The following is a 21,166-nucleotide window of genomic DNA, read 5'->3' on the forward strand; positions in this document are numbered from 1 at the left end:
GCTCGCCATGCGAGAGCAAGCCCCTCCTTTGTTGACGAACACGAGACGAACACTCCTCAAGCTTCATCGTCAACAGAAACTCAAGCATGGCTACGTCTTCGGTGGCGATATCTAGACCGTCCGACGGATTGTGCAGGAGTGATAGGAGCCAGTCTCGCAGCGCCTCATCCGCGGTGCTTGCCGGAGCGATGGCGATGTCATCGTCGGAAGGGCTAAATCGATCAAAGGGCATTTCCACGTGAAGCAGGCGGCTCCGGTTACCGGGCGTGACGAAGAGTTCGGTTTCTCCCTGACGAAGTGCCACCACCTGCCCCTGGTGCTGTTGGCCATTTACACGCCAGCCGCATTCGCTTTCCAACGGGAAGATCAGGGAAGTCCTATTCTGTGGGCTGACAGTATCCTGGCTGACGGCCAGGTTGACGTATTCCTCGGTGATGTGAAGCTGGCCAATCACCAGTGTTTTACTGCTTGCCTCAAATCGTCCGGCTCCGATCTGTTGAGCCCGGATGAGCCAGCCGTCGGTGCTACCCGCAAGCTGTTCCACATCCCGATAGGTGGAGGCGATGCGCTTGAGCGGCGCCTCTGCATAAATTTCAGGCGATCGAAAGTTATCTGCCTGGATAGTTCGTGATGCGAACATGATCCACACTCGTCCCGGGATATCTTGGGAGGTTACCTATGAATTTTAAAAGTTCCAGTGTTCTTTTTTTGTCTGTGATGATGTCTGCTGGCGCTGTGAGTGCCGAAGAGTCAAAGTGGCAGACACCGACAATGGTGAATGCGCGCGCGGGTATGTTGGATCCGCGACTGAATTATCTGACGTTTCAGCATATGGATCAGCTGTTTGCCACGCGCAATGTTGCAGCAGGTGGCAAGGCCTCGGCACTACAGGTGGCGACGCGCTCCATCGGAGATGAGTTCAATTTTGAGGGCAAAACGCAGAAACTGTCCGAATTTCTGGAGAGCACGTCCACAAACGCGCTTCTGGTGATGAAGGATGGAAAGATCGTCCAGGAGATCTACCGCAACGGTAGCACGGATAAGACACGCTTCATGTCCTTCTCCATGGCGAAGTCCATCACGTCCACGCTGGTGGGCCTTGCAGCTGCCGAGGGCAAGATCAAGAGTCTGGATGATAAGGTTATTGATTACCTCCCCGATTGGAAGAACTCAGCCTATGCCAATGTCTCCATTCGTGATCTTCTCCGGATGCGTTCCGGGATAGATTGGCAGGAGATTTATGAGTTCGGCAGCAAAACCCAGCTGACGGAGGTGCATGACAATTCGCTGGTGGGCTATAAGTATCGCTGGTGTGACTATGCCCGCGACCGCGCCAAAACACTGAAGGCGCCTGGAGAAGCGTTTAACTACTCCACGCTCGACACCTCTGTTCTCGGCTGTGTGCTTGAAGCTGCCATTGGCGGCAAAGGCGCTGATTACTTCAGTGAGAAGATCTGGAAGCCCGCTGGAATGGAATCGGATGGCTTCTTCCTCCTGGATGGGCCGGAGAATGTCGGTCGCGAATTCTATGGTGCCGGTTACAACGCCGTGTTGCGTGACTACGGTCGCTTTGGTCAGCTCATCCTCGACAAGGGCAAGGTAAACGGCAAGCAAATCTTGCCAGAGAAATGGGTTGACGAGGCGACAGCCGCGATGGTGGAGCCCATGCCGGCAGACCAGGAGCTTGGACTGGGCTACGGATACCAGTGGTGGACCCTTTTGGGTTCGGACGCATTTTCCGCGATTGGCCTCTATAACCAATACATATTCATCGACCCCAGCGACAAGGTTGTTATCGTCAAGCTGGATGCACCGGCTGCGCCCCTTGGCTGGGATAAGGCCAATCTCGACTTCTTCAAGCAGGTTGTGACCAATCTGGCCAAGAAATAGCAGGACGACTTTCCAGCTCGCGGTCGCGCCTCCCGATTCATCGGGGGGCGTTTTTCATGTTTCCTGTCAGTCCAGTGCCGGTCTGCATCCTGCAATTTTGCCTTTCCCGCCATCCTGTCCCCGCCTGCGGTCCCTTCGTTAACAGTCTGATAATTAGTTGTTGCTGAATTGCTACACGACTCAAGTTAGAATGCGATTTCGAATTACATTCTAATATCAGTGATTGCGTAAATGACGGTTCTTCTGCCATTTAAAGCACAGCGCAAATCATCGTGGCAGGGAAACGCTTTCAGATCTGCGCTGCCAGACGAAAATCATGACTGGAGGTCATTATGAACATCAAGAGCCTTCTTCTCGGCTCCGCTGCGGCTCTCGCAGCAGTATCCGGCGCCCAGGCAGCCGACGCAATCGTAGCCGCTGAGCCGGAGCCGATGGAATATGTTCGCGTTTGCGACGCATTCGGCGCTGGCTTCTTCTACATCCCTGGTTCTGAAACCTGCCTGAAGATCGGTGGCTACGTTCGTTTCCAGGTGGACGTAAATCGCGGCAACCTCGCAACCAACGGCCGTACGTCTGACTGGGATGCGTTCACGCGCGGCCAGCTCGACATCGACGCTCGTTCGGATTCCGAACTCGGCACGCTCCGTGGCTTCATCGGCCTGCGCGGCGACGCAGACAGCAATGCCAGCCGTGGCGTATCAATCGATCAGGCCTTCATCGAACTTGGTGGCCTTAAGGTTGGTTTCTTCTACAACTGGTGGGATGACGGTCTCTCTGGCGAAACCGACAACCTTGCAAACGGCACGACGCGCTTCAACGCGATCCGTTACACCTACACCGCTGGCGCATTCTACGCTGGTCTGGCTGTAGACGAACTGGAAGGCGCTTCCTTCTCCACCAACACGCTGAGCCCGGTTGAGCCCAACAACAACGTTGGCATCGAAGGTATCATCGGTGGTGCATTTGGTCCGGCAAAGATCGCTGTTCTCGGCGGTTACGACACAGACCAGGAAAACGGTGCTGTTCGCGGCATCATGACGGCTGATCTCGGCCCGGGCACCTTCGGTCTGGCAGCCATCTGGGCGTCTGGCCAGAACGCGTACTACGATCAGTCTGAGTGGACTGTTGCAGCTGAATACGCTGTGAAGGTCACCGACCGGTTCAAGGTAACGCCTGGCTTCCAGTATTTCTGGAACATCGACCAGGACGTTTCTGGCGACTTCGCTGGCGATCGTGACGGTTGGAAGGCTGGTCTGACGTTCGACTACCAGCTCGCAACGAACCTCTCCACCAAGCTCGCTGTGAACTACAACGACACCGAAGGTACAAGCGAATCTTGGGATGGTTTCATCCGTCTGCAGCGCTCGTTCTAATTCAACCTCTTGAAGGTTTGATGAAGAAGCCCAGCCTTTCGGCTGGGCTTTTTTATTTTGTATATCAACCATTTATTCTCAAGGTTGCTTCTCGGAAGAAAAACTCTTCCGTTTTTGTATCGGAAGGCACTTCGCATTCATTTTTTTCGAGACATTATCATGATTTTTTGCTAATACTCATCTTGGGTTAGGTGATGCTCTGATCCACCCCGAGTTCGCTCGGGAGAGCGCAAATGACTCCAGTCAAGTTCCTCTGTTTCTCCAAGCGGAGGATTTAATCTCCCCAGTTAGCTGGGGAGATTTTTTGTGTCAGTGGGTGAAAGACCGTCGCTCAGCCATCTGAGAAAAACCGGCCATAGAGTTTCGCGAAAGCGCTCGTGGAAATAGGCAAAGTGACCGATCGCGTCCCTGCCGGTCATGGCCGGTTCAAGTGGGACATGGATTGAGCTGCTCGCCACATAGTATTGTAACAGCCGCTCAACGGCCTTTGGGGTAGCATAAGGATCATCCGTCGCGGCTAATGAGAGGATGGGTGCCGTCACACGGGCAAGACGCGCCGTTAGCTCATCGGGCCGGGTTCTTGCAGGGGATTGCAGGCGGCGACGGATCGACAGTTCGAAGCGTGGTCCCATTCGTGCCCAATCCGAAGCGACGCCAGCAGGTGTGTCCTCCATCCAGCCCAGCTGTTTTGCCGGGAAATATCCAAATAGACCTGTCAGTAGCGGCATGACGACGTGCCATTTGAAGTACATGGTCATGCGGTGTTTCGGCGCGTAGTCCCGCCAATAGGCAAACTGGGAGCCGAGGGTGAGGATCCGCGAGAGCCGAACCGCGGAAGGCGCCAGTCCGAGCGCAAACCCGCCAATCGAATGAGCGACGGCATGGAGTTGCGCTGGCTCGTGGGTCTTGCAGATGTAGCCTATTGCGCCCTCTATGTCCTGCTCCCCCCAATCCGCCCAGTCCGCATCAAGTCTTCGAAGATATGCAGGACGCGATTCGCCAATTCCCCGGTAGTCGAAGGTCGCGACATTGAAGCCGTTCTCGAAGAGATAGCTGGCGAAACGAGCATAGTAGCGGCAGCGCACCGAGGTGGCGCTACAGATCAGCACGAATGTCCTTGGTCGATCTTCTGCCGCATGCCGCCAAAGGAAGCCGCCGAGCGGGTAGCCATCTGCTGCAGGAAACGTAATGCGCTGACCGATGAGATTCAATGTCGTGCAACTTCCGGCAATTGAACAGAAGGGGTGGCGTCACCCTCGAGAACTGATCATGCCTGATATTGTCCGCCAATCAATTGGCCGGAAGTCTTACGGCATCCCTGTGCCCGGCTGCTGTGCCGCAGAGGCATAGGGCAGCTTTTCCTGCGCCACAGCGCGCGCATGGGAGGCCAGCATTTCATAATGGGAAGTGCGCGCACTGTTTCGCCGCCAGAAGAAACCGATTTCACGGCTCGCCGGCCAGTCTGAGATCGTCAGCAAGGCTATGCTGGCATCCCTGGGCATTTCAGATCGTGCATAGAGTTCCGGGAAAAGGGACAGGCCCATTTCGATGGATACCATCTGGCGCAGAGTGTCGAGGCTGGTGCCCTCGTAGTCCTCCGCCATGATGGCGCCTGAGAGGGAGGCAAGTTCTCGCACATTCTCCAGCAGACGGTGGCCGGATCCCAGGGTCAGCAGAATCTCCCCCTTGAGATCCGAAAGGCGTATGGATCCGGCTCCAGCCAGTCGATGCCTTTGGGGAACCCCGAGAAAGATCTGCTCGCTGCAGATCTGTTCAAACATCAGGGTCTCATCGTTTTGTGGGCGCTGGCCAAGTGCGCAGTCAATTGTTCCCTCCCGCACCCCCTCTTCCAGATCGCGTGGCCGGTCTTCTCGAACATGCAGCCGCAATTGGGGGTAGCGTTCATGCAGTTGGGGAAGAACCGCCGGCAGAAAATAGGGTCCGAATGTGGGTACGGCACCTAAGCGGATGAGGCCGCCCAGGTTGTTTCGTCCGATCGATGCAATCGCCACGATCTCGTCGAGCGTCGAAAGAACGGTTCTGGCTGCGGCGGCAATGTCTCGTCCCGCCGGAGAAAGCGTAAGGGCCCCTGGAGTGCGGTCGATCAGGCTGATGCCCAATTGCTTTTCCAGAAGGCCGATCTGAACCGAAAGTGTTGGCTGAGACACATGGCAGCGCTCTGCGGCGCGGCCAAAATGGCGGGTCGCATCCAGCGCCAGAAGGTATTCCAATTGCCGATGGCTTGGGCGAAAGGGCATGGCAATAGATATTATCTATGAGGTCCATGTTGTCAATCAATTGGAACTATGAGGAAGCGTGTGTCAAAGCCACCTCGGTTCAGGAGATGCAGATGCCGCCGGTCAAGCTCGTCATAGACAATTCGGTGTTGCCCCATTCGGAGAGGGGGAAGGGCCGGGCGTCTTCCCTTTGCCAGCATCTCCGACGCTTACAGATCCTGAAGACGCTTTCGTACAATCAAAATCGCGGTTTGCAGCAAGAGGGAGATGCCCGACACGGCCGATAGTCACGGCTTTTTCTTCAGCCTGCAGATGAGATGACTGCCTGCCGCCATGCGGCAAGCGCAGTGAGAAACTTCGATTGCAACCCACCGACCCTCCATAAAACGCGGTCCCACCTGCCAGTTCGATGACCCATGTCCTCGGGCAGGATGACTGTGCGCCAAAAAAACGGAACACATCATGGAAATGTTTCTGACCATTGCGCGGGACAATCTGATCTCCGCGCCTGTTCTCTTCTTTGCACTTGGATTTGCGGCAACCCTCGCTGGCGGAAAGCTCAGCCTGCCGGATGGTGTCTCGCGCATGCTAGCGCTCTATCTCATGCTCTGCATCGGTTTCAAGGGCGGGGCAGCCATGACGGACTCGCTGGCAAAGGGGGAGTTTCTTGTGTTGCTGATCATGGGCGTGGCTCTTTCCGCGGTGATGCCTCTTATCAGCTACATCCTGCTTTCGCGCATGAGCAACCTGCCCATGGTGGAGCGTGCTGCCGTCGCTGCGCATTACGGTTCGATCTCTGTTGTCACCTTTGCCGCCGCCTCGGATGCGCTGAGCCGCCTTGGGGTCGTGACCGATGGCTATATGGTGGCCGTGGCAGCCGCGATGGAGACGCCTGCGATCATCTGCGCGCTCCTCATCCTGTTCGGACGCAAGGGTGCCAGTGCGGGGAAGGCCGGGTATCGCAGCGCACTGGGCGAGGTATTCCTGAATGTAACGGTCATCATGCTGCTCGGCTCCTTCGCCATCGGCTTGGTCACAGGCCAAAAGGGGCTTGGCGAATTGTCCGGCTTCATCGTCACCCCCTTCCGGGGTGTCCTCTGCCTCTTCCTCTTCGATCTGGGTGCAAAGGCTGCGGGCGGGCTCCGGTCCAGCTGGGGAGATTTGCGCCTGCCGCTGCTGGCCTTCGCAATCCTGATGCCGCTCATCGGCGCGGCCCTCGGGGGCGGTGCGGCCTGGCTTGCAGGTGCCTCCCTTGGCAACACCGCGCTGTTGATGGTTCTGGCGGCAAGTGCCTCTTACATTGCGGCACCTGCGGCCATGCGCATCGCCGCACCGGAGGCGCGCCCGACGATCTATCTCGGCCTGTCGCTCGGCATCACATTCCCCTTCAATCTGGTGGTTGGATTGCCGATCTATTTTGCTCTGGCAGGTGTGTAAGCCCACCACACTGCCAGCAAAACACGCCTCCCGCCTTGGCGGGGGGCGTTGTTATTCGTGCATAGGTCTTTCTGGAAACATGCTGCCAATGGCTAGAAGAAGCCATCCTGCCATCATCGCCACGCCGCCTGTCGGGGCCGCCATGGGAAACAGGGAGCCATGCCCAAAATGCCGCGATAGAAGGTCGCCCACAAACAGAAGCGTGCCGCCACCCAGAACAAGCGCCGCTAAATTCGCCGTTCTGAGACGCTGGCCAGCGAGCCATAGGCCCAGCAGAACAGGGGCATGCGCAAGGCACATGGTCGAGGCCGATCCGAGCAGGCGCACATCCTCGCCATGACTTGCGGCAGCGGCAAGCCCGACGCCGGAGGCACCCAGGATGCCCGATAGGAGCAGAATGAGCGGGCGGAAAGCTGCAAGCCTCACTGCTCTTCCTCCCGGTTCTGCATGTGGAAGGCAAGCCGCTCGATCGGAGCCCAGATAATCTCTCGAAGCTTGGGGTTGGAGATTGTCTCCTCCATGGCCCGGGAGAAGCAGAGCAGCCATTCATCGCGCTCTGCAGCGCCGATCGGTGCCACGAAGTGGCGGGCACGCAAACGGGGATGCCCGTATTTTTCGACATAGACCGGCGGTCCGCCGAGATAGCCGGTCAAATAGTCGTAGAGCTTGGCTTCGCTGTTGGAAAGGTCGGCGGGGTGGATGGCGCGACACCGCGCCGCCTCGGGCAGTTCATCCATCAACTGATAGAAGCGGCGCGTGAGGGCTTTCACGGTTTCGTCGCCGCCAATGGCTTCGTAGAGAGTAATGGTTTCGCCGCTCATATCGCCTTTTCCGGTTCCTTTACCGGAACTACCACAAGCAGCACTTGCCGCAAGCGGTCATTCAGCCGCAGCAATGCGCGCTTCAATCCGATCCGACATCCGCCTCACCCTGGTTCTTGTCCGGCAACGATCCGGTGCCCGGGGTTTTCTCGTGATCGGTCAGTTGCTCGCGCGCATGAGGTCCGGCTGCGGGGGTGGAGTGGTCCGGCGTTGCCTTGCCCGTTGGTTGCTCGACTGCCGTTTGTGCGTTTTTGTCTTCGTTCATCACCTTCTCCTTTTCTCAGCAAACGGAAAAGGAAGCGGTGGAGTTCCGGGGAAACATGATTGCCCCGGACACAAAAAGATTGGGCCGCGCAGGGGTGCGTGCGCGGCCCAATGGGCTGACAGTCAGGAGATCTATGCTGCCAGCGGCTCCGGCGACTTTGCACCGGTCATGAAGGCGACGGCATCGGACATGGAATAGTCCTTCGGATTGATGACCGTGAGACGGCGTCCCAAGCGGTGGATATGAATCCGGTCTGCCACCTCGAAAACATGCGGCATGTTGTGCGAGATAAGCACAATCGGAATGCCACGAGAGCGAACGTCGAGGATCAGCTCCAGAACACGGCGGCTTTCCTTCACACCAAGAGCAGCGGTCGGTTCGTCCAGGATGATGACTTTGGAACCAAAGGCTGCTGCGCGGGCAACGGCGACGCCCTGGCGCTGGCCACCGGAAAGGGTTTCGACCGCCTGGTTGATGTTCTGGATCGTCATCAACCCCAGCTCCGAAAGCTTCTCCCGGGCAAATTTCTCCATGGCCGGGCGATCCAGCGCGCGGAAGACGCTTCCCATGACGCCCGGTTTGCGAATTTCGCGTCCGAGGAACATGTTGTCGGCAATGGACAGTGCGGGGGAGAGAGCAAGGTTCTGATAGACGGTTTCAATACCGGCTTTCCGCGCCTCGATGGGAGAACGGAAGCTGACGGTCTTGCCCTCCAGCTTGATCTCGCCTTCATCGGGCGTGATGGCGCCGGAAATGGCTTTGATCAGCGAGGACTTGCCCGCGCCATTGTCGCCGATCACGGCGAGGATCTCACCCGGATAAAGATCGAAATCCGCATGGTCGAGGGCGGTTACCTTGCCGTAGCGCTTGACCAGACCGTGTGCGGAGAGGATGGGTTCCTGTGCCATTAGCCTGCTACCTTTCTGATCCACTGGTCGATTGCAACAGCTGCGATGATGAGGAGGCCGATCAACATGTAGGTCCATTGCGGATCGGTTCCGATCAGGCGCAGGCCCAACTGGAACACGCCGACGATCAATGCGCCGAACAGCATTCCGAGAATGGAGCCGCGTCCGCCGAAGAGGGACAGACCGCCAATCACAACTGCGGTAATGGATTCGATATTGGCAAACTGACCGGCCGTTGGTGAAACGGAGCCGATACGACCGATGAGCGCCCAGCCGCCGAGCGCACAGATGATTCCCGAGAGCGTATAGACGGAAATCAGCATCCGGCGAACATTCACACCCGCCAGTTCCGCTGCATCCGGATCGTCGCCGACAGCGTAAAGGTGGCGGCCCCATGCGGTATTGTTCAAGACGTACCAGAGCGCGGCCACCAGAAGCACCATGGCAATGACGCCATAGGTCAAGACGGCGCTTCCGACGCGGATACTGTCACCGAAGAATTGCAGGAGCGGCGCATTGGCGGCCAGATCCTGCGAACGGATGGTTTCGTTGGCGGAATAGAGGAAGTTCGATGCCAGAACGATCTGCCACATGCCAAGGGTCACGATGAACGGCGGAAGCTTGACGCGGGCGACAAGAATTCCGTTGATGAGACCGCAAAGGGCTCCGACGCCGAAACCTGCCAGAATGGCCAAAGGTGTCGGTATGCCGTAGTGAATGGCCAGCTGCCCCATGATTACGGATGACAGAACCATGATGGCGCCGACCGAAAGATCGATACCGGCTGTCAGAATAATGAGCGTCTGAGCCGCGCCAATGATGCCGGTGATGGCAACCTGCTGCAGGATCAGCGTCAGGGAGAAAGCGGAAAAGAACTTGGTTCCGAGAATGGCGCCGAAGATCGCCACCGACAGAATCAAAACCAGCAAGGGCACCGCGGCGGGATTTCCGTGCAGGAAGTGCTGGAACTTCTGGATCGGGGTCTTGTCGTTGCCGTCGAACTGCGCGACTTGGGTCGAGCTTCCCGAAAGCACTTTTTCATATTCAAGATGCGGTTTGGTGGCGGCTTGTGGCTCGCTCATGTTTCCCTCCCTTGTGCATCGCGTTCGGGATGCGAGGGCCGACAGGACTTTCAATCGAATGAGACTGTCGGCGATGGAAAAATCATTCTTCTATCTTTGTCGGCAAGGGGTGCCTTGCGGCGCAATCAATAGTCAAGAAAGGCGGCCGAAGCCGCCCCTCCGTATGCTGATCAGGCCAGAGCCGGGATCAACCCCAGCACTTGGCAGTGCCTTCCTTGGTGTCGATGGACGGAACGCCCTTGGCAGGCTTGTCCGTGACGAGCGAAACGCCCGTATCAAAGAAGTTCTTGCCTTCGGTCGGCTTCGGCTTCGTGCCATCCTTGGCGAAAGCGGCAATCGCTTCGATGCCCTTGGAGGCCATCAGAAGCGGATACTGCTGCGAGGTCGCACCGATCACGCCTTCCTTCACGTTCTTCACGCCCGGGCAACCGCCGTCAACGGAAACGATCAGAACGTCCTTCTCCTTGCCAACGGCCTTCAGCGCTTCGTAAGCGCCAGCGGCAGCCGGTTCGTTGATGGTGTGAACGACGTTGATGTTCGGATCCTTCTGGAGAAGGTTTTCCATCGCCGTGCGGCCACCTTCTTCGTTGCCGTTGGTGATGTCATGACCGACGATGCGCGGATCTTTTTCGTCGCCGATGCGGTTGATATCGCCAACGTCGATGCCGAAGCCCTTCATGAAGCCCTGGTTGCGCATAACGTCAACGGAAGGCTGTGCAGGGGTGAGGTTGAGGAAGGCAACCTTGGCGTCCTTGGCCTTGTCGCCAAGCGTTGCGGCTGCCCACTTGCCGATCAGTTCACCAGCGAGAAGGTTGTCGGTCGCAAACGTGGCGTCCGCAGCGTCGATTGGGTCGAGCGGCGTGTCGAGAGCGATGACCAGCAGGCCGGCCTTGCGTGCTTCTTCAACGGCAGGAACGATACCCTTGGTGTCGGAAGCCGTAATGAGGATACCCTTGGCGCCATCGGCGATGCAGGTTTCGATGGCTGCTACCTGGCTTTCAGAGTCACCGTCGATCTTGCCGGCATAGGACTTCAGCGTCACGCCGAGTTCCTTGGCCTTGGCCGTCGCGCCTTCCTTCATCTTGACGAAGAAGGGGTTCGTGTCGGTTTTCGTGATCAAGCACGCCGAAACACCGGCTGCCGAAGCGGGAGCAGCAAATGCCACGCCAAGTGCCAGTGTTGCGAAAGCAGCAGTCAGAACAGTTTTCTTCATAGAGCTCCCTCCCAGGATGTGAGCGATTCCGCAGTGCGGATTTGATCGGGCTTCGACCGGTATGGTGACCGACGCCTCCTCCAAGCCGCCTGCCCGTACCCTCATAATGTCGAAACTTCTCACGCTGTCAATAATTAAATCCAATTGATTTATTAATTGGCTGTCGCTAAGTTAACCGACGAGGAGGCCTGGGTACCTTAGGGAGGGGTGACCATGACCATTCAAAACAACCATGCCGAGAGCGGCCTACCCCCACCTGCTGTCAGCTTTGGCGGCGGCTCCAATCAGGTGCGCGTTCGCGCCCATAATGAGCGGCTTGTCCTTTCGCTGGTTCGTCTTCACAATTCGCTTTCCAAGGCAGATATCACCCGCGCCAGCGGTCTTTCGGCGCAGACCGTGTCCGTCATCATGCGCTCGCTAGAAAATGACGGCCTGCTTTTGCGGGGTGCGCCAGTGCGCGGACGGGTGGGCCAGCCATCCATTCCCATGCGCCTCAATCCCGATGCCGTCTACTCGTTTGGCGTGAAAATCGGGCGCCGCAGTGCTGATGTGGTTCTGATGGATTTCGTCGGGCGCATTCGCCAGCAGGTTCGTCAGATTTATGCCTATCCTCGTCCGACCGAGATCATTTCGATTATCATGGCAGGCATTACGGCACTGGAAGCACAGATGACGCCGGAGGAACTTGCCCGCGTGGCTGGGGTAGGCATTGCTGCGCCTTTCGAGCTGTGGAACTGGGCGGAAGAGGTGGGGGCGCCACCGGGTGCCATGGATGAATGGCGCGGCTTCGATCTTCAGGCGGAGGTCGCCTCCCGCGTTCGCCATGCGGTTTATCTGCAAAACGATGCCACCAGTGCCTGCGGCGCAGAACTTGTGTTTGGCGTGGGACCTTCCTATCCGGATTTCGTCTATTTCTTTATCGGCTCCTTCATCGGTGGCGGCATCGTTCTGAACTCCGCTGTCTTTTCCGGGCGCAGCGGAACCGCCGGGGCGCTGGGGCCGCTCCCCGTGCGCGGCAAGAATGGGGAGAACCGGCAGTTGCTGGATATCGCCTCGATTTTCGTGCTGGAAAAGCTGCTCCTCGAGCGAGGCATCGATCCGCAGCCGCTGTGGTATTCGGCGGACGAGTGGGTCGATTTCGGCGAGCCACTCGAAATCTGGATCCACGATGCGGGCGAAGCGCTGGCACAGGCCGTCGTTGCCTCCGCTTCGGTCATTGATTTCGGTGCGGCCGTCATCGATGGCGGATTTCCGCCATGGGTGCGCAAACGCATCGTGGATGCCACCATCGATGCCATTGCAAAACTCGACCTTCAAGGGGTCATCACTCCCGAAATCATCGAAGGTGCGGTCGGCTCCCAGGCTCGCGCCATCGGCGGTGCCAGCCTGCCCATCTTTGCTCGCTATCTCATCGATCAAAACGTACTGTTCAAGGAACTTACCTGATGCTCAAGGGTCTTAACCCGCTGCTTAGTCCAGACCTTCTCTACACGCTCCGCGCCATGGGCCATGGTGACGAGATCGCCATTGTGGATGGCAATTATCCTGGCCTCGAACATGCAAGACGCCTCATTCGCCTTGACGGGCATCATCTCGTGCCGGTGCTGGATGCCGTTCTTTCGGTCATGCCGATCGATGATTTCGTGCCGGAAGCCATCTTCCGCTCAACAGTCGGCAAGGAACTCGACAGGCTTGATCCGGTTCATGAGGAAATGATTGCATGCTGCGCGAAGCATGAACCGCAGCGTAAGGTGATCCCGCTGCTGGGACCGGACTTCTATCCGCGGGTAAAGGCGGCGCATACGGTCATTCAGACGGGGGAGCCGCGTCTTTATGCCAATATTATCCTGAAGAAGGGCGTCATCTATCCCTGATCGTTTTTCAGCGAAAAGGTAACAAGGATACGCAGTTCGAGAAGCATCTGCGTATCCACATCTCCCGTGCTGGCAAGCGGGCTGTGGCAGCGGCCGGATCTTGATTTGATGTCCATCAGGCTCGCTTCCATGGGCCGATTAGGTTGAGCAGCATGTCTTCCTCTTCGCGGGTCAGGTCATCCAGCGGTGGGCGAACCTTGCCCGCGTTGAAGCCTTGCAGACGCACGCCCGCCTTGATTGCCGCCACAGCATAGCCCTTGCGACGATTGCGGATGGCCATGAACGGGTAGAAAAAGTCGCGCAGGATCGTCTCGCAATGCTCACGTTCTCCAGCCCTCAGAGCCTTGTAGAACTCGACGGCGAGAGCGGGAACGAAGTTGAAGACGGCGGAGGAATAGGTGGTGAAGCCCGCGCCGAGATAGGCTTCTGCGTAGAGTTCGGCAGTCGGCATGCCACCGAGATACATCAGCCGGTCGCCCATGGTGGCGGTAATCTGCCGCACAAGCCCGATATCGCCGGTGCCATCCTTGAAGCCGATCAGATTGGGGCACTCGTCACACAGGCGCTTCAATGTATCGACGGTGAGAACGGAATTATCGCGATTATACACCATCACGCCGATGCCAACGGACTGGCAGATTTTCTTGACGTGGCGGTAAAGGCCCTCCTGCGGTGCATCGATCAGGTAGTGGGGCAGCAGAAGGATCCCATCCGCGCCAGCCTTCTCGACGGATCGTGCCAGTTCGGCGCCCACATGACTGCCGAAACCGCAACCGGAGACAATGGCTGTTTGGCCGGATGCTTCCTTGGCCGCCCTTACGATTGAGGGAATTTCATCTGCAGAAAGGGAAAAAAACTCTCCGGTGCCGCCTGCTGCGAAGAGAACCGGCGCTTCGAAACCAGACAGCCACTCAATGTGGCGGCGATAGCTTTCCGGCTGAAACTGACCCTCTTCATCGAAATGTGTGACAGGAAAGGACAGAAGGCCAGCGCCCAGCGCCGCCTTGATTTCTTCAGGCGTCATGATCAGAAAATCCCTTTGTCGAAGTTCCTCCGCCTAACGTCGTATCTATTCAGCATATAAGCGTCAACAACTTATCTTACAAATTTTCTCTGCTCTCGGAGAAGCGCCCGGTAGCGGGATTGGCTGCCCTTCAAGTGGCGGCGCATGGCTTCGCGCGCGCCGTCTTCATCTCCTGCTGAAATCGCCATCACGATGGCATTGTGCTCATCGTTGAGCAGTTTGATATAGGCTTCCTGATCGGTATCCTTGTCCTCGTCGCGCAACGCCGCGCGTGGAATGATGTTCTTGCCGATCATGGCCAGAAAATCACGGAAACGGGTGTTGTTGGTGGCCTCGGCAATGGCGAGATGGAGGGCGAAATCCGCTTCGCTCGTCGGTTTACCGGCTTCGAAACAGGCCTGCACCGCATAGTGTTTCTCGAAGATGACCTCTTCCTGGGCGGGGGATCTGCGAAGCGCTGCAAGGCCAGCCGCCTCGACCTCCACGGCAGTTCGCAGTTCCAGAACTTCGATGACGGAGGACACGCGGGCATGATCGATAGTGTCGATCGACAGGGATGCGGCGGCGCTCTGTGGCGGCTCCAGAACAAAGACGCCCGCCCCCTGCCGCGCCTCCACAAGCCGGTCTGCGCGCAGCGCTGCAATTGCCTCGCGTACGACGGTTCGGCTGACCCCGTGGACCTCGCCCAGCTGCGCCTCGCTTGGCAGTTTGGTGCCGGGTGGATATTGTCCGGCAAGGATTGACTGCCGCAGCGTTTCGCCGAGCCGAGAAGACAGCGTACCTGTTCCGCTGACTGTCCGGCCCTTGTTTGCACTGTGCTGCATCGGCGTCCCCTTGTGCGCTTCGGGCTGATCTCAGCCCTGATCCTGCATAGCTCTAGCGTGTTGACGCGTGAATGCCAACATGTATGATAAATTCAAAGGCAGCGTGCGAGCTGTTGGCTCATGTTACGCTTCTCAGGGAGGATTTCTTGAAAAAACTATTGATCACAGGCGCAGCCGGCGCGCTGGGCCGCGCCATGCGTCCGCGGCTGGCAGGCCTGGCCGAAACGCTGCGCTTTTCGGATATCGGCGCCATGGAGCCTGCGGGTCCGAATGAGGAATGCATTCGGTGCGATCTTGGCGATGCCGCTGCGGTTCACGATCTGGTTGCTGGCTGTGACGGAATTATTCATCTGGGCGGCGTGTCCGTCGAGGACAAGTTCTCGAAAATCCTGCATGCGAACCTGCTCGGACTTTACAATCTCTATGAGGCGGCGCGTGCTCACGGCCAGCCACGCATTCTCTTCGCCAGTTCCAACCATACGGTCGGATTCTATCGCCAGGATGAGCATATCGACGCGACGGCGCCCATGCGTCCCGATGGTCTCTATGGTGTCTCCAAATGCTTCGGCGAGCATCTTGCGCGGATGTATTTCGAAAAATTCGGCCAGGAAACCGCATTGGTGCGGATCGGCTCCTGCCTGGAAAAGCCAAGCAACCATCGCATGCTTTCCAGCTGGATGTCCTATAATGATTTCAAGCTTTTGATCGAATGCGTCTTCCGTGCGCCGATGCTCGGCTGCCCGGTCGTCTGGGGTGTGTCCAACAATGACAGCCGTTGGTGGGATAACTCACATGCGGCCTATCTGGGCTGGAAGCCGCAGGATAACGCGGAAATCTACCGGGCTGAACTGGATGCGGCACTCGGCAAGCCGGACCCGAAGGCCGCGCTGCATGTCTATCAGGGTGGCAACTTCGTCAATGATCCGATCTTCGAGGAGGATTGATCCCGCAAAGGTCCGGCAAAAGCGTGCTAGCCACCGTGCCTAAGCCACACTGCCTCCGGCCTGCGCCCGGACCCATAGATAGCGCTATGCCGCCGATCAATCGTCCGAATAGCGCTCTTCGGCCCATGGGTCGCCGCGCATGTGATAGCCGTTCTTTTCCCAGAAACCGGGCTGGTCACGGCGAAGAAAATCAATCCGGGTCAGCCATTTGGCACTTTTCCAGAAATAGAGATGCGGCAGTATCAGCCGCATCGGCCCACCATGCTCGGCAGTCAGCGGTTCGCCCTCCCAATGGGTTGCGAGCAGGGCCTCTTCGGAAGCGAAGTCGCTGAGAAGAAGATTGGTCGTATAGCCATCGTAACTGGTCAGCATCACGGCATCCGCTTCCGGCCGGGGGTGGACAAGATCCAGAAGATCGCGCACCGAGACGCCGCGCCAGTGGTTGTCATAGCGGGACCATGTGGTGACGCAGTGAATATCGGATAGAAAGTCCCGCTGTGGCAGTGCGAGGAAACGGTCCCAGGTGAAGGTCAATGGCGATTCCACTTCGCCCCGGATATCGAGCCGCCATTGAAGCGGCGAAATCTCCGGCTGCTGGCCGAGATCGAGAACCGGCCAGTTCTTCACCAGATGCTGGCCCGGCGGCAGGCGCTCTGTATCGGGGCGCGAAATGCGGCCTGTCAGGAACTTGCCTTCAGCTGCCCACTTGCGCTTTGTGGCCGTCAGCTTTGTCACGTCGTCTTCGCTGCTCATGCCTGCTTCCCTTTCGTGTCGCTTTCGCTTCGCCGAAGAGATGGGCTCTCGCCTTCGAAAGGTCCAGTCTGCCTGTTGTGCAAAATCTCTTTGTATTCGGCTGACTATAACGGCTGGCGCACTCGGATATTAGCGCTATATTCCGCTGAATATGTCGGTTGGGAGGTCCTATGTTCAGTTCCATTGCGCGTGCCCTCACCATTGTAGCGGTCGGCGGACTTCTGACGCTTGGTGCTTTTGGGGCCGGCCAGGCTGCCGAGAAGGTGACCGTGTTTGCCGCAGCCAGCCTGAAGACGGCTCTGGATGCTGCAAACGCTGCCTATGCCCGGAAGACAGGCACCGAGGTGAGGGTATCCTATGCCGCCAGTTCCGCGCTTGCGAAGCAGATCGAGGCTGGCGCTCCGGCGGATCTCTTCATTTCCGCCGATCTGGACTGGATGGATTACCTCGCGACGCGCCATCTCATCGATGCCGACAGCAGGAAGAACCTGCTTGGCAACCGACTTGTGCTGGTTGCGCCCAAGGCAGAGGCAAAGCCGGTCGATGTAAAGCAGGGTTTTGATCTGGCGGGTCTTCTCGGCAATGATCGGCTTGCCATGGGGGCCGTGGCAAGTGTGCCGGCTGGTAAATACGGGAAGGCGGCTCTGGAAACGCTCGGGGTCTGGAAGACGGTTGAGAGCAGAGTGGCAGGCGTTGACAATGTCCGGGCGGCACTTGCCCTCGTTTCGCGAGGCGAGGCACCTTATGGCATCGTCTACCAGACGGATGCGGCAGCCGATCCGGGTGTGGCAGTCGTCGGACTGTTTCCGGCAGAGAGCCATCCGCCGATCATCTATCCCGTCGCAAGACTTGCCGATAGCAGGAACAGCGCCACCACCGACTATCTGACATTCCTCGAATCGCCGGAAGCGGCTAGCCTTTTTGCCAGTCAGGGCTTCAGCCTGCTGAAATAGCACCGTCAGAAACAGCATTGAGAATCGAGAGCGAATGAGCGGACTTGAACTGAGCCAGGAAGAGTGGTCTGCAATCGCGCTCAGCCTCAAGGTATCTGCCGTTGCTGTCGCCTTCAGCCTGCCCTTCGGAATTGCTATCGCCTATCTGCTCGCTCGCTATCGTTTCTGGGGCCATTCGCTGCTGAACGGCCTCGTGCATTTGCCTCTGATCCTGCCGCCTGTTGTCACAGGCTATCTGCTGTTGATCGCCTTTGGGCGAAAGGGCGTGGCTGGTGCTTTCTTTGAGAATTGGTTCGGCCTGGTTTTCTCCTTCCGCTGGACGGGTGCGGCATTGGCTTGCGCGGTCATGGGCTTTCCCCTGATGGTCCGTTCCATGCGGCTTTCCATCGAAGCGGTAGATCAGAAGCTGGAGGAGGCGGCGAAAACACTGGGGGCTTCGCCCCTTTTCGTGTTCCTGACCGTGACCCTGCCGATGATGCTGCCCGGCATCATAGCGGGGCTTGTTCTCGCCTTTGCCAAGGCTATGGGCGAATTTGGTGCCACAATCACCTTTGTGTCCAATATTCCCGGTGAGACGCAAACCCTTTCTGCCGCCATCTACACCTTCACACAGGTTCCAGGGGGCGATGCGGGCGCGTTACGTCTCACACTGGTCTCGATTGGCATTTCCATGGTCGCATTGCTGGCTTCGGAAGCCCTTGCGCGCCTGATTGGCCGGAGGATGCAGACGCAATGACGCTCCATGTCGAAATTCAGCACCGGCAAGGCGATTTCCAGCTCGATCTTGCTTTCACCTCTCAAACGGGCGTCACAGCCCTGTTCGGAGCTTCCGGCTCCGGAAAAACCTCTGTGCTGCGTATCCTCGGCGGGCTTGTGCGGCCTCATTGCGGACGGATTGTGCTGGATGGAGAGGTTCTGCTGGATACGAGCACCGGCGTCTTCGTTCCGGCGCATCGTCGTCGGCTGGGCTATGTGTTTCAGGAGCCCAGGCTCTTTCCGCATCTCAGCGTGCGGCAAAACCTGCTCTATGGGCGTTGGTTTTCATCGAGAAAGCCGAACGCCGACGACGTCGTCAGGATCACCGACCTTCTGGGTATCCGGGCGCTTCTTGATCGTCGCCCGGCCGGGCTCTCCGGCGGAGAAAAGCAACGTGTCGCCATCGGGCGCGCACTTCTGGCCTCGCCTCGGATTCTGCTGATGGATGAACCTCTCTCTGCCCTGGATGAGGCTCGCAAGGCGGAAATTCTCCCTTATCTCGAACGGTTGAGGGATGATGTGCAACTGCCCATTCTGTATGTCAGTCATGCCGCGACTGAGGTGGCGCGTCTTGCCGATCAGGTGGTTGCCATGGCGGACGGCAAGATCACGGCGACAGGATCGGCGTCGGAGATTCTGGCGCTTTCCAGCGAGGCAACGTCACGAGAGGCTGGCAGCGTGCTGACGGGCAGGGTGCAACTTGCCGCCGATGAACCGGATATTGCCAGAATCATTCTTGCGGATTGCGAATTGATCGTGCCGCGCGGTCAACTGGAGCATGGCAGGCGCCTGCGCGTGCATATTCCGGCAAGGGAGGTGTTGCTGGCGACCGTCCGGCCTGAAGGGATTTCCGCGCTGAATATTCTGAAGGCAGAGGTCGAGGCGATCAACCTCCAGCCGCAGGGTATTGCGGATGTCTCGCTGCTTTGCGGTGGCGAGCGACTGAGCTCCAGAATAACGGCCTTGTCCGCTGAGAGGCTATCCCTTGTGGCGGGCAAACCTGTTTATGCGATCATCAAGACGGTCGCTCTCGATACGGTATAGGCGTTCATCCATGCTTGGCACGGCTTTGCTCCAGCCATTGAAGATCCGCAACAAGGCTTTCGGCAAGCGTCTGCTCCATTCGGCGAAACCGCGCTATCAGCTCTTCTCCGAAGGGCGTGAGGCGCGCGCCGCCTCCTTGTTTGCCACCGCGCTGCAATTCGACCGCCGGCATTGCGAACATGGTGTTGATCGCATCGACCAGCAGCCAGGCGCGGCGGTAGGACATGCCCATTTCACGGCCTGCCGCCGAAATGGATCCGGTGACCGCAATCTGTTCCAGAAGCGCGATTTTGCCCCTTCCCAGCCTTTCGGCCTGCGGAAAATCAATCCGCAGAACGGGGCGAAGAGGGAGGGATCCGCCGTCTTCCATGGAGCTTGGCCTCTTTACTGCGTGGTGCGCGCAATGGCGTGGAAGAAGGTTCCGCTGACATGGCCGCGCCGTCCGCCGGAAAGGCCAAGGGGTTGGCCGGTGCCATCGGCAATTTCCGCAACTGGCTCGTCTCTGCCCGGATCGATCACGCTGGCATAGTGGAATTCATGACCGCGCAAAACCTCTCCGGCGGCTCCCAGCGGGCTGTCTGCCAGAAGTCTCGCCTGCCTGTAGCCGAGGTTCATCTTTCGTTTGGCAAAGCTCGTCGAGTGAGAAAGCAGGCCCGTCATGGTGTGGCGCACGCCATCGGCATCTTCCAGTCCGGTGCCGAGCACCATGAAGCCGCCGCACTCGCCATGGACGGGCTTCATCTGCGCGAAATGGCGCAGCCTGTTGCGGAAGCGGTTCGCATTTGCCAGCCGCCCCGCATGAAGCTCGGGATAGCCGCCGGGCAGCCAGCAGGTATCGCAATCCAGCGTTGGTCCCTCATCGGCAAGCGGGGAGAAGGGAACAAGCTCTGCCCCTGCAGCGCGCCAGTGCGCGCCAAGATGCGGGTAAAGGAAGGTGAATGCGGCATCGGAGGCGATCGCTATACGTTGACCAGGGGGCGCAATCGCCGCCTCATAGGAGCCGTCGCGCAAGGTCACCGGGCTTGCAAGCGCAAGGATAGCATCAAGATCGAGCGAGGCTTCCATCACATCGGCCAGCCGGTCGATATGGCTTTGGATTTCGCCGTGTTCGCTGGCCTGAACCAGACCGAGATGCCGTTCTGGCAGGCTCAGTTCGCTGTTGCGCATGACAGCGCCGACAACGCTCATGCCTGCGCCTTCAATCGCGCTACGAGAGAGGCGGATATGTCTTTCACTGCCGGCGCGGTTGATGACGGTTCCGGCAATCCTGACCTGCGGATCGTAATGGTGGAAACCCACGGCCACGGCTGCGGCTGTCTGGCTCTGGCCGGACACATCGAGCACCAGCAGAACGGGAATTCCCAGCAGCCTTGCAATATCGGCAGCCGAGCCGGTTCGGCCATCGCCGCCGTCGATTCCGTCGAACAGGCCCATGGCGCTTTCAATCAGCAGCAGATCATTTCCATCGGCAGCGTCATGCAGCAGCGCTGCCATCAGGTTCGGCTCCATGGCCCAGCTGTCGAGATTCAAACCCGGCAGCCCTGTCGCCGCATGGTGAAAACCGGGATCGATGTAGTCAGGCCCCGATTTGACGCCCCGCACCCGAATGCCGCGGCGTGCGAAGGCTCGCAGCAAACCGATGGTCACGCTGGTCTTGCCGGAGCCGGAACGGGGCGCACCGATAATGAGTGCGCGTGGAGGAAGTTTTTGGGCCTGGGTCATGCAACTGCTTTTGCCGGTGACGAGTGATGCCGTCAACGATATAGAT

General features: G+C 58.4%; 24 protein-coding genes. 9 read left to right on the top strand and 15 right to left on the bottom strand.

The features are described from left to right. Positions 1 to 640 (bottom strand): hypothetical protein (locus ACFSE1_RS12165; RefSeq protein ID WP_377401441.1); only part of this gene is annotated, 640 nt, incomplete at its 3' end. A gap of 38 nt (positions 641 to 678) precedes the next feature. On the opposite strand from ACFSE1_RS12165, the gene ACFSE1_RS12170 reads away from it, so the two are divergent. Then, complete coding sequence (locus ACFSE1_RS12170) at positions 679 to 1,890, top strand: serine hydrolase domain-containing protein (RefSeq protein ID WP_377401444.1); 1,212 nt, start codon at positions 679 to 681, stop codon at positions 1,888 to 1,890. A gap of 332 nt (positions 1,891 to 2,222) precedes the next feature. Continuing rightward, complete coding sequence (locus ACFSE1_RS12175) at positions 2,223 to 3,263, top strand: porin (RefSeq protein WP_377401447.1); 1,041 nt, start codon at positions 2,223 to 2,225, stop codon at positions 3,261 to 3,263. A 287-nt stretch (positions 3,264 to 3,550) separates the two neighbouring features. Here the strand turns inward: ACFSE1_RS12175 and ACFSE1_RS12180 are convergent, their stop codons facing one another. Continuing rightward, a complete protein-coding gene (locus tag ACFSE1_RS12180) occupies positions 3,551 to 4,474 on the bottom strand; it encodes an alpha/beta hydrolase family protein (protein WP_377401450.1) in 924 nt (307 codons plus the stop codon). 96 nt (positions 4,475 to 4,570) lie between these two features. Then, complete coding sequence (locus ACFSE1_RS12185) at positions 4,571 to 5,521, bottom strand: hydrogen peroxide-inducible genes activator (protein WP_377401453.1); 951 nt, start codon at positions 5,519 to 5,521, stop codon at positions 4,571 to 4,573. A gap of 441 nt (positions 5,522 to 5,962) precedes the next feature. Here ACFSE1_RS12185 and ACFSE1_RS12190 point away from each other — a divergent pair, with 441 nt between their 5' ends. Further along, positions 5,963 to 6,937, top strand: coding sequence for a sodium-dependent bicarbonate transport family permease (locus tag ACFSE1_RS12190; RefSeq protein WP_377401456.1), 975 nt, complete (start codon positions 5,963 to 5,965; stop codon positions 6,935 to 6,937). A 51-nt stretch (positions 6,938 to 6,988) separates the two neighbouring features. Here the strand turns inward: ACFSE1_RS12190 and ACFSE1_RS12195 are convergent, their stop codons facing one another. The 6 genes from ACFSE1_RS12195 to ACFSE1_RS12220 form a co-directional block, all read right to left on the bottom strand. Continuing rightward, on the bottom strand, positions 6,989 to 7,363 hold the full coding sequence (locus tag ACFSE1_RS12195) for a DUF423 domain-containing protein (RefSeq protein WP_377401459.1): 375 nt from the start codon (positions 7,361 to 7,363) through the stop codon (positions 6,989 to 6,991). Continuing rightward, positions 7,360 to 7,758, bottom strand: coding sequence for a group II truncated hemoglobin (locus tag ACFSE1_RS12200; protein WP_377401462.1), 399 nt, complete (start codon positions 7,756 to 7,758; stop codon positions 7,360 to 7,362). The genes ACFSE1_RS12195 and ACFSE1_RS12200 overlap by 4 nt, the downstream gene beginning before the upstream one ends. 82 nt (positions 7,759 to 7,840) lie before the next feature. After that, entirely contained in the window at positions 7,841 to 8,023 is a 183-nt protein-coding gene (locus ACFSE1_RS12205; RefSeq protein ID WP_377401465.1) for a hypothetical protein, read from the bottom strand. Between the two features lie 131 nt (positions 8,024 to 8,154). Continuing rightward, a complete protein-coding gene (locus ACFSE1_RS12210; protein ID WP_377401468.1) occupies positions 8,155 to 8,931 on the bottom strand; it encodes an ATP-binding cassette domain-containing protein in 777 nt (258 codons plus the stop codon). Beyond that, positions 8,931 to 10,013 carry an ABC transporter permease gene (locus ACFSE1_RS12215; RefSeq protein WP_377401471.1) on the bottom strand — a complete coding sequence of 361 codons (1,083 nt, stop codon included), beginning with the start codon at positions 10,011 to 10,013 and terminating at the stop codon, positions 8,931 to 8,933. Before ACFSE1_RS12215 ends, ACFSE1_RS12210 begins: the two co-directional genes overlap by 1 nt. Before the next feature lie 187 nt (positions 10,014 to 10,200). Continuing rightward, the gene (locus tag ACFSE1_RS12220) at positions 10,201 to 11,226 is read right to left on the bottom strand and encodes a sugar ABC transporter substrate-binding protein (RefSeq protein WP_377401474.1); all 1,026 of its coding nucleotides are present in this window, start codon (positions 11,224 to 11,226) and stop codon (positions 10,201 to 10,203) included. 213 nt (positions 11,227 to 11,439) lie between these two features. Between ACFSE1_RS12220 and ACFSE1_RS12225 the strand changes: the two genes are divergently transcribed. Together ACFSE1_RS12225 and ACFSE1_RS12230 are read left to right on the top strand one after the other, a co-directional pair. Next, complete coding sequence (locus ACFSE1_RS12225) at positions 11,440 to 12,672, top strand: ROK family transcriptional regulator (RefSeq protein WP_377401477.1); 1,233 nt, start codon at positions 11,440 to 11,442, stop codon at positions 12,670 to 12,672. Next, positions 12,672 to 13,100 (top strand): RbsD/FucU family protein, encoded by a 429-nt coding sequence (locus ACFSE1_RS12230; protein WP_377401480.1) that lies wholly within the window; start codon positions 12,672 to 12,674, stop codon positions 13,098 to 13,100. The genes ACFSE1_RS12225 and ACFSE1_RS12230 overlap by 1 nt, the downstream gene beginning before the upstream one ends. On the opposite strand, the gene ACFSE1_RS12235 is transcribed toward ACFSE1_RS12230, so the two are convergent. The 3 genes from ACFSE1_RS12235 to ACFSE1_RS12245 all read right to left on the bottom strand — a co-directional run bounded on the left by ACFSE1_RS12235 (position 13,091) and on the right by ACFSE1_RS12245 (position 14,948). Beyond that, the gene (locus ACFSE1_RS12235) at positions 13,091 to 13,216 is read right to left on the bottom strand and encodes a hypothetical protein (RefSeq protein ID WP_377401483.1); all 126 of its coding nucleotides are present in this window, start codon (positions 13,214 to 13,216) and stop codon (positions 13,091 to 13,093) included. The two genes, ACFSE1_RS12230 and ACFSE1_RS12235, sit on opposite strands and share 10 nt — an antisense overlap. Next, entirely contained in the window at positions 13,216 to 14,124 is a 909-nt protein-coding gene (kdgD, locus tag ACFSE1_RS12240) for a 5-dehydro-4-deoxyglucarate dehydratase (RefSeq protein ID WP_377401486.1), read from the bottom strand. The genes ACFSE1_RS12235 and kdgD overlap by 1 nt, the downstream gene beginning before the upstream one ends. A 71-nt stretch (positions 14,125 to 14,195) precedes the next feature. Then, entirely contained in the window at positions 14,196 to 14,948 is a 753-nt protein-coding gene (locus ACFSE1_RS12245) for a FadR/GntR family transcriptional regulator (RefSeq protein WP_377401489.1), read from the bottom strand. A 146-nt stretch (positions 14,949 to 15,094) separates the two neighbouring features. On the opposite strand from ACFSE1_RS12245, the gene ACFSE1_RS12250 reads away from it, so the two are divergent. Continuing rightward, positions 15,095 to 15,892, top strand: coding sequence for an NAD-dependent epimerase/dehydratase family protein (locus ACFSE1_RS12250; RefSeq protein ID WP_377401492.1), 798 nt, complete (start codon positions 15,095 to 15,097; stop codon positions 15,890 to 15,892). Between the two features lie 96 nt (positions 15,893 to 15,988). Here ACFSE1_RS12250 and ACFSE1_RS12255 read toward each other — a convergent pair whose 3' ends face one another. After that, a complete protein-coding gene (locus ACFSE1_RS12255) occupies positions 15,989 to 16,645 on the bottom strand; it encodes a sulfite oxidase-like oxidoreductase (protein ID WP_377401495.1) in 657 nt (218 codons plus the stop codon). A gap of 170 nt (positions 16,646 to 16,815) precedes the next feature. On the opposite strand from ACFSE1_RS12255, the gene modA reads away from it, so the two are divergent. The 3 genes from modA to modC are packed head-to-tail and all read left to right on the top strand — an operon-like array spanning position 16,816 to position 19,398. After that, entirely contained in the window at positions 16,816 to 17,598 is a 783-nt protein-coding gene (modA, locus tag ACFSE1_RS12260; RefSeq protein WP_377401498.1) for a molybdate ABC transporter substrate-binding protein, read from the top strand. Positions 17,599 to 17,632: 34 nt separating this feature from the next. Then, complete coding sequence (gene modB / locus ACFSE1_RS12265; protein ID WP_377401501.1) at positions 17,633 to 18,334, top strand: molybdate ABC transporter permease subunit; 702 nt, start codon at positions 17,633 to 17,635, stop codon at positions 18,332 to 18,334. Next, entirely contained in the window at positions 18,331 to 19,398 is a 1,068-nt protein-coding gene (modC, locus tag ACFSE1_RS12270) for a molybdenum ABC transporter ATP-binding protein (RefSeq protein WP_377401504.1), read from the top strand. Before modB ends, modC begins: the two co-directional genes overlap by 4 nt. A gap of 4 nt (positions 19,399 to 19,402) precedes the next feature. On the opposite strand, the gene ACFSE1_RS12275 is transcribed toward modC, so the two are convergent. Both ACFSE1_RS12275 and ACFSE1_RS12280 read right to left on the bottom strand, forming a co-directional pair. Next, positions 19,403 to 19,768, bottom strand: a complete 366-nt coding sequence (locus tag ACFSE1_RS12275; protein WP_377401507.1) for a winged helix-turn-helix domain-containing protein — start codon at positions 19,766 to 19,768, stop codon at positions 19,403 to 19,405. A gap of 14 nt (positions 19,769 to 19,782) precedes the next feature. Beyond that, positions 19,783 to 21,120, bottom strand: coding sequence for a cobyrinic acid a,c-diamide synthase CobB (locus ACFSE1_RS12280; RefSeq protein ID WP_377401510.1), 1,338 nt, complete (start codon positions 21,118 to 21,120; stop codon positions 19,783 to 19,785). Positions 21,121 to 21,166 lie beyond the last annotated feature (46 nt).

Source organism: Affinirhizobium helianthi (assembly GCF_042680945.1).
Lineage (GTDB): Bacteria > Pseudomonadota > Alphaproteobacteria > Rhizobiales > Rhizobiaceae > Neorhizobium > Neorhizobium helianthi.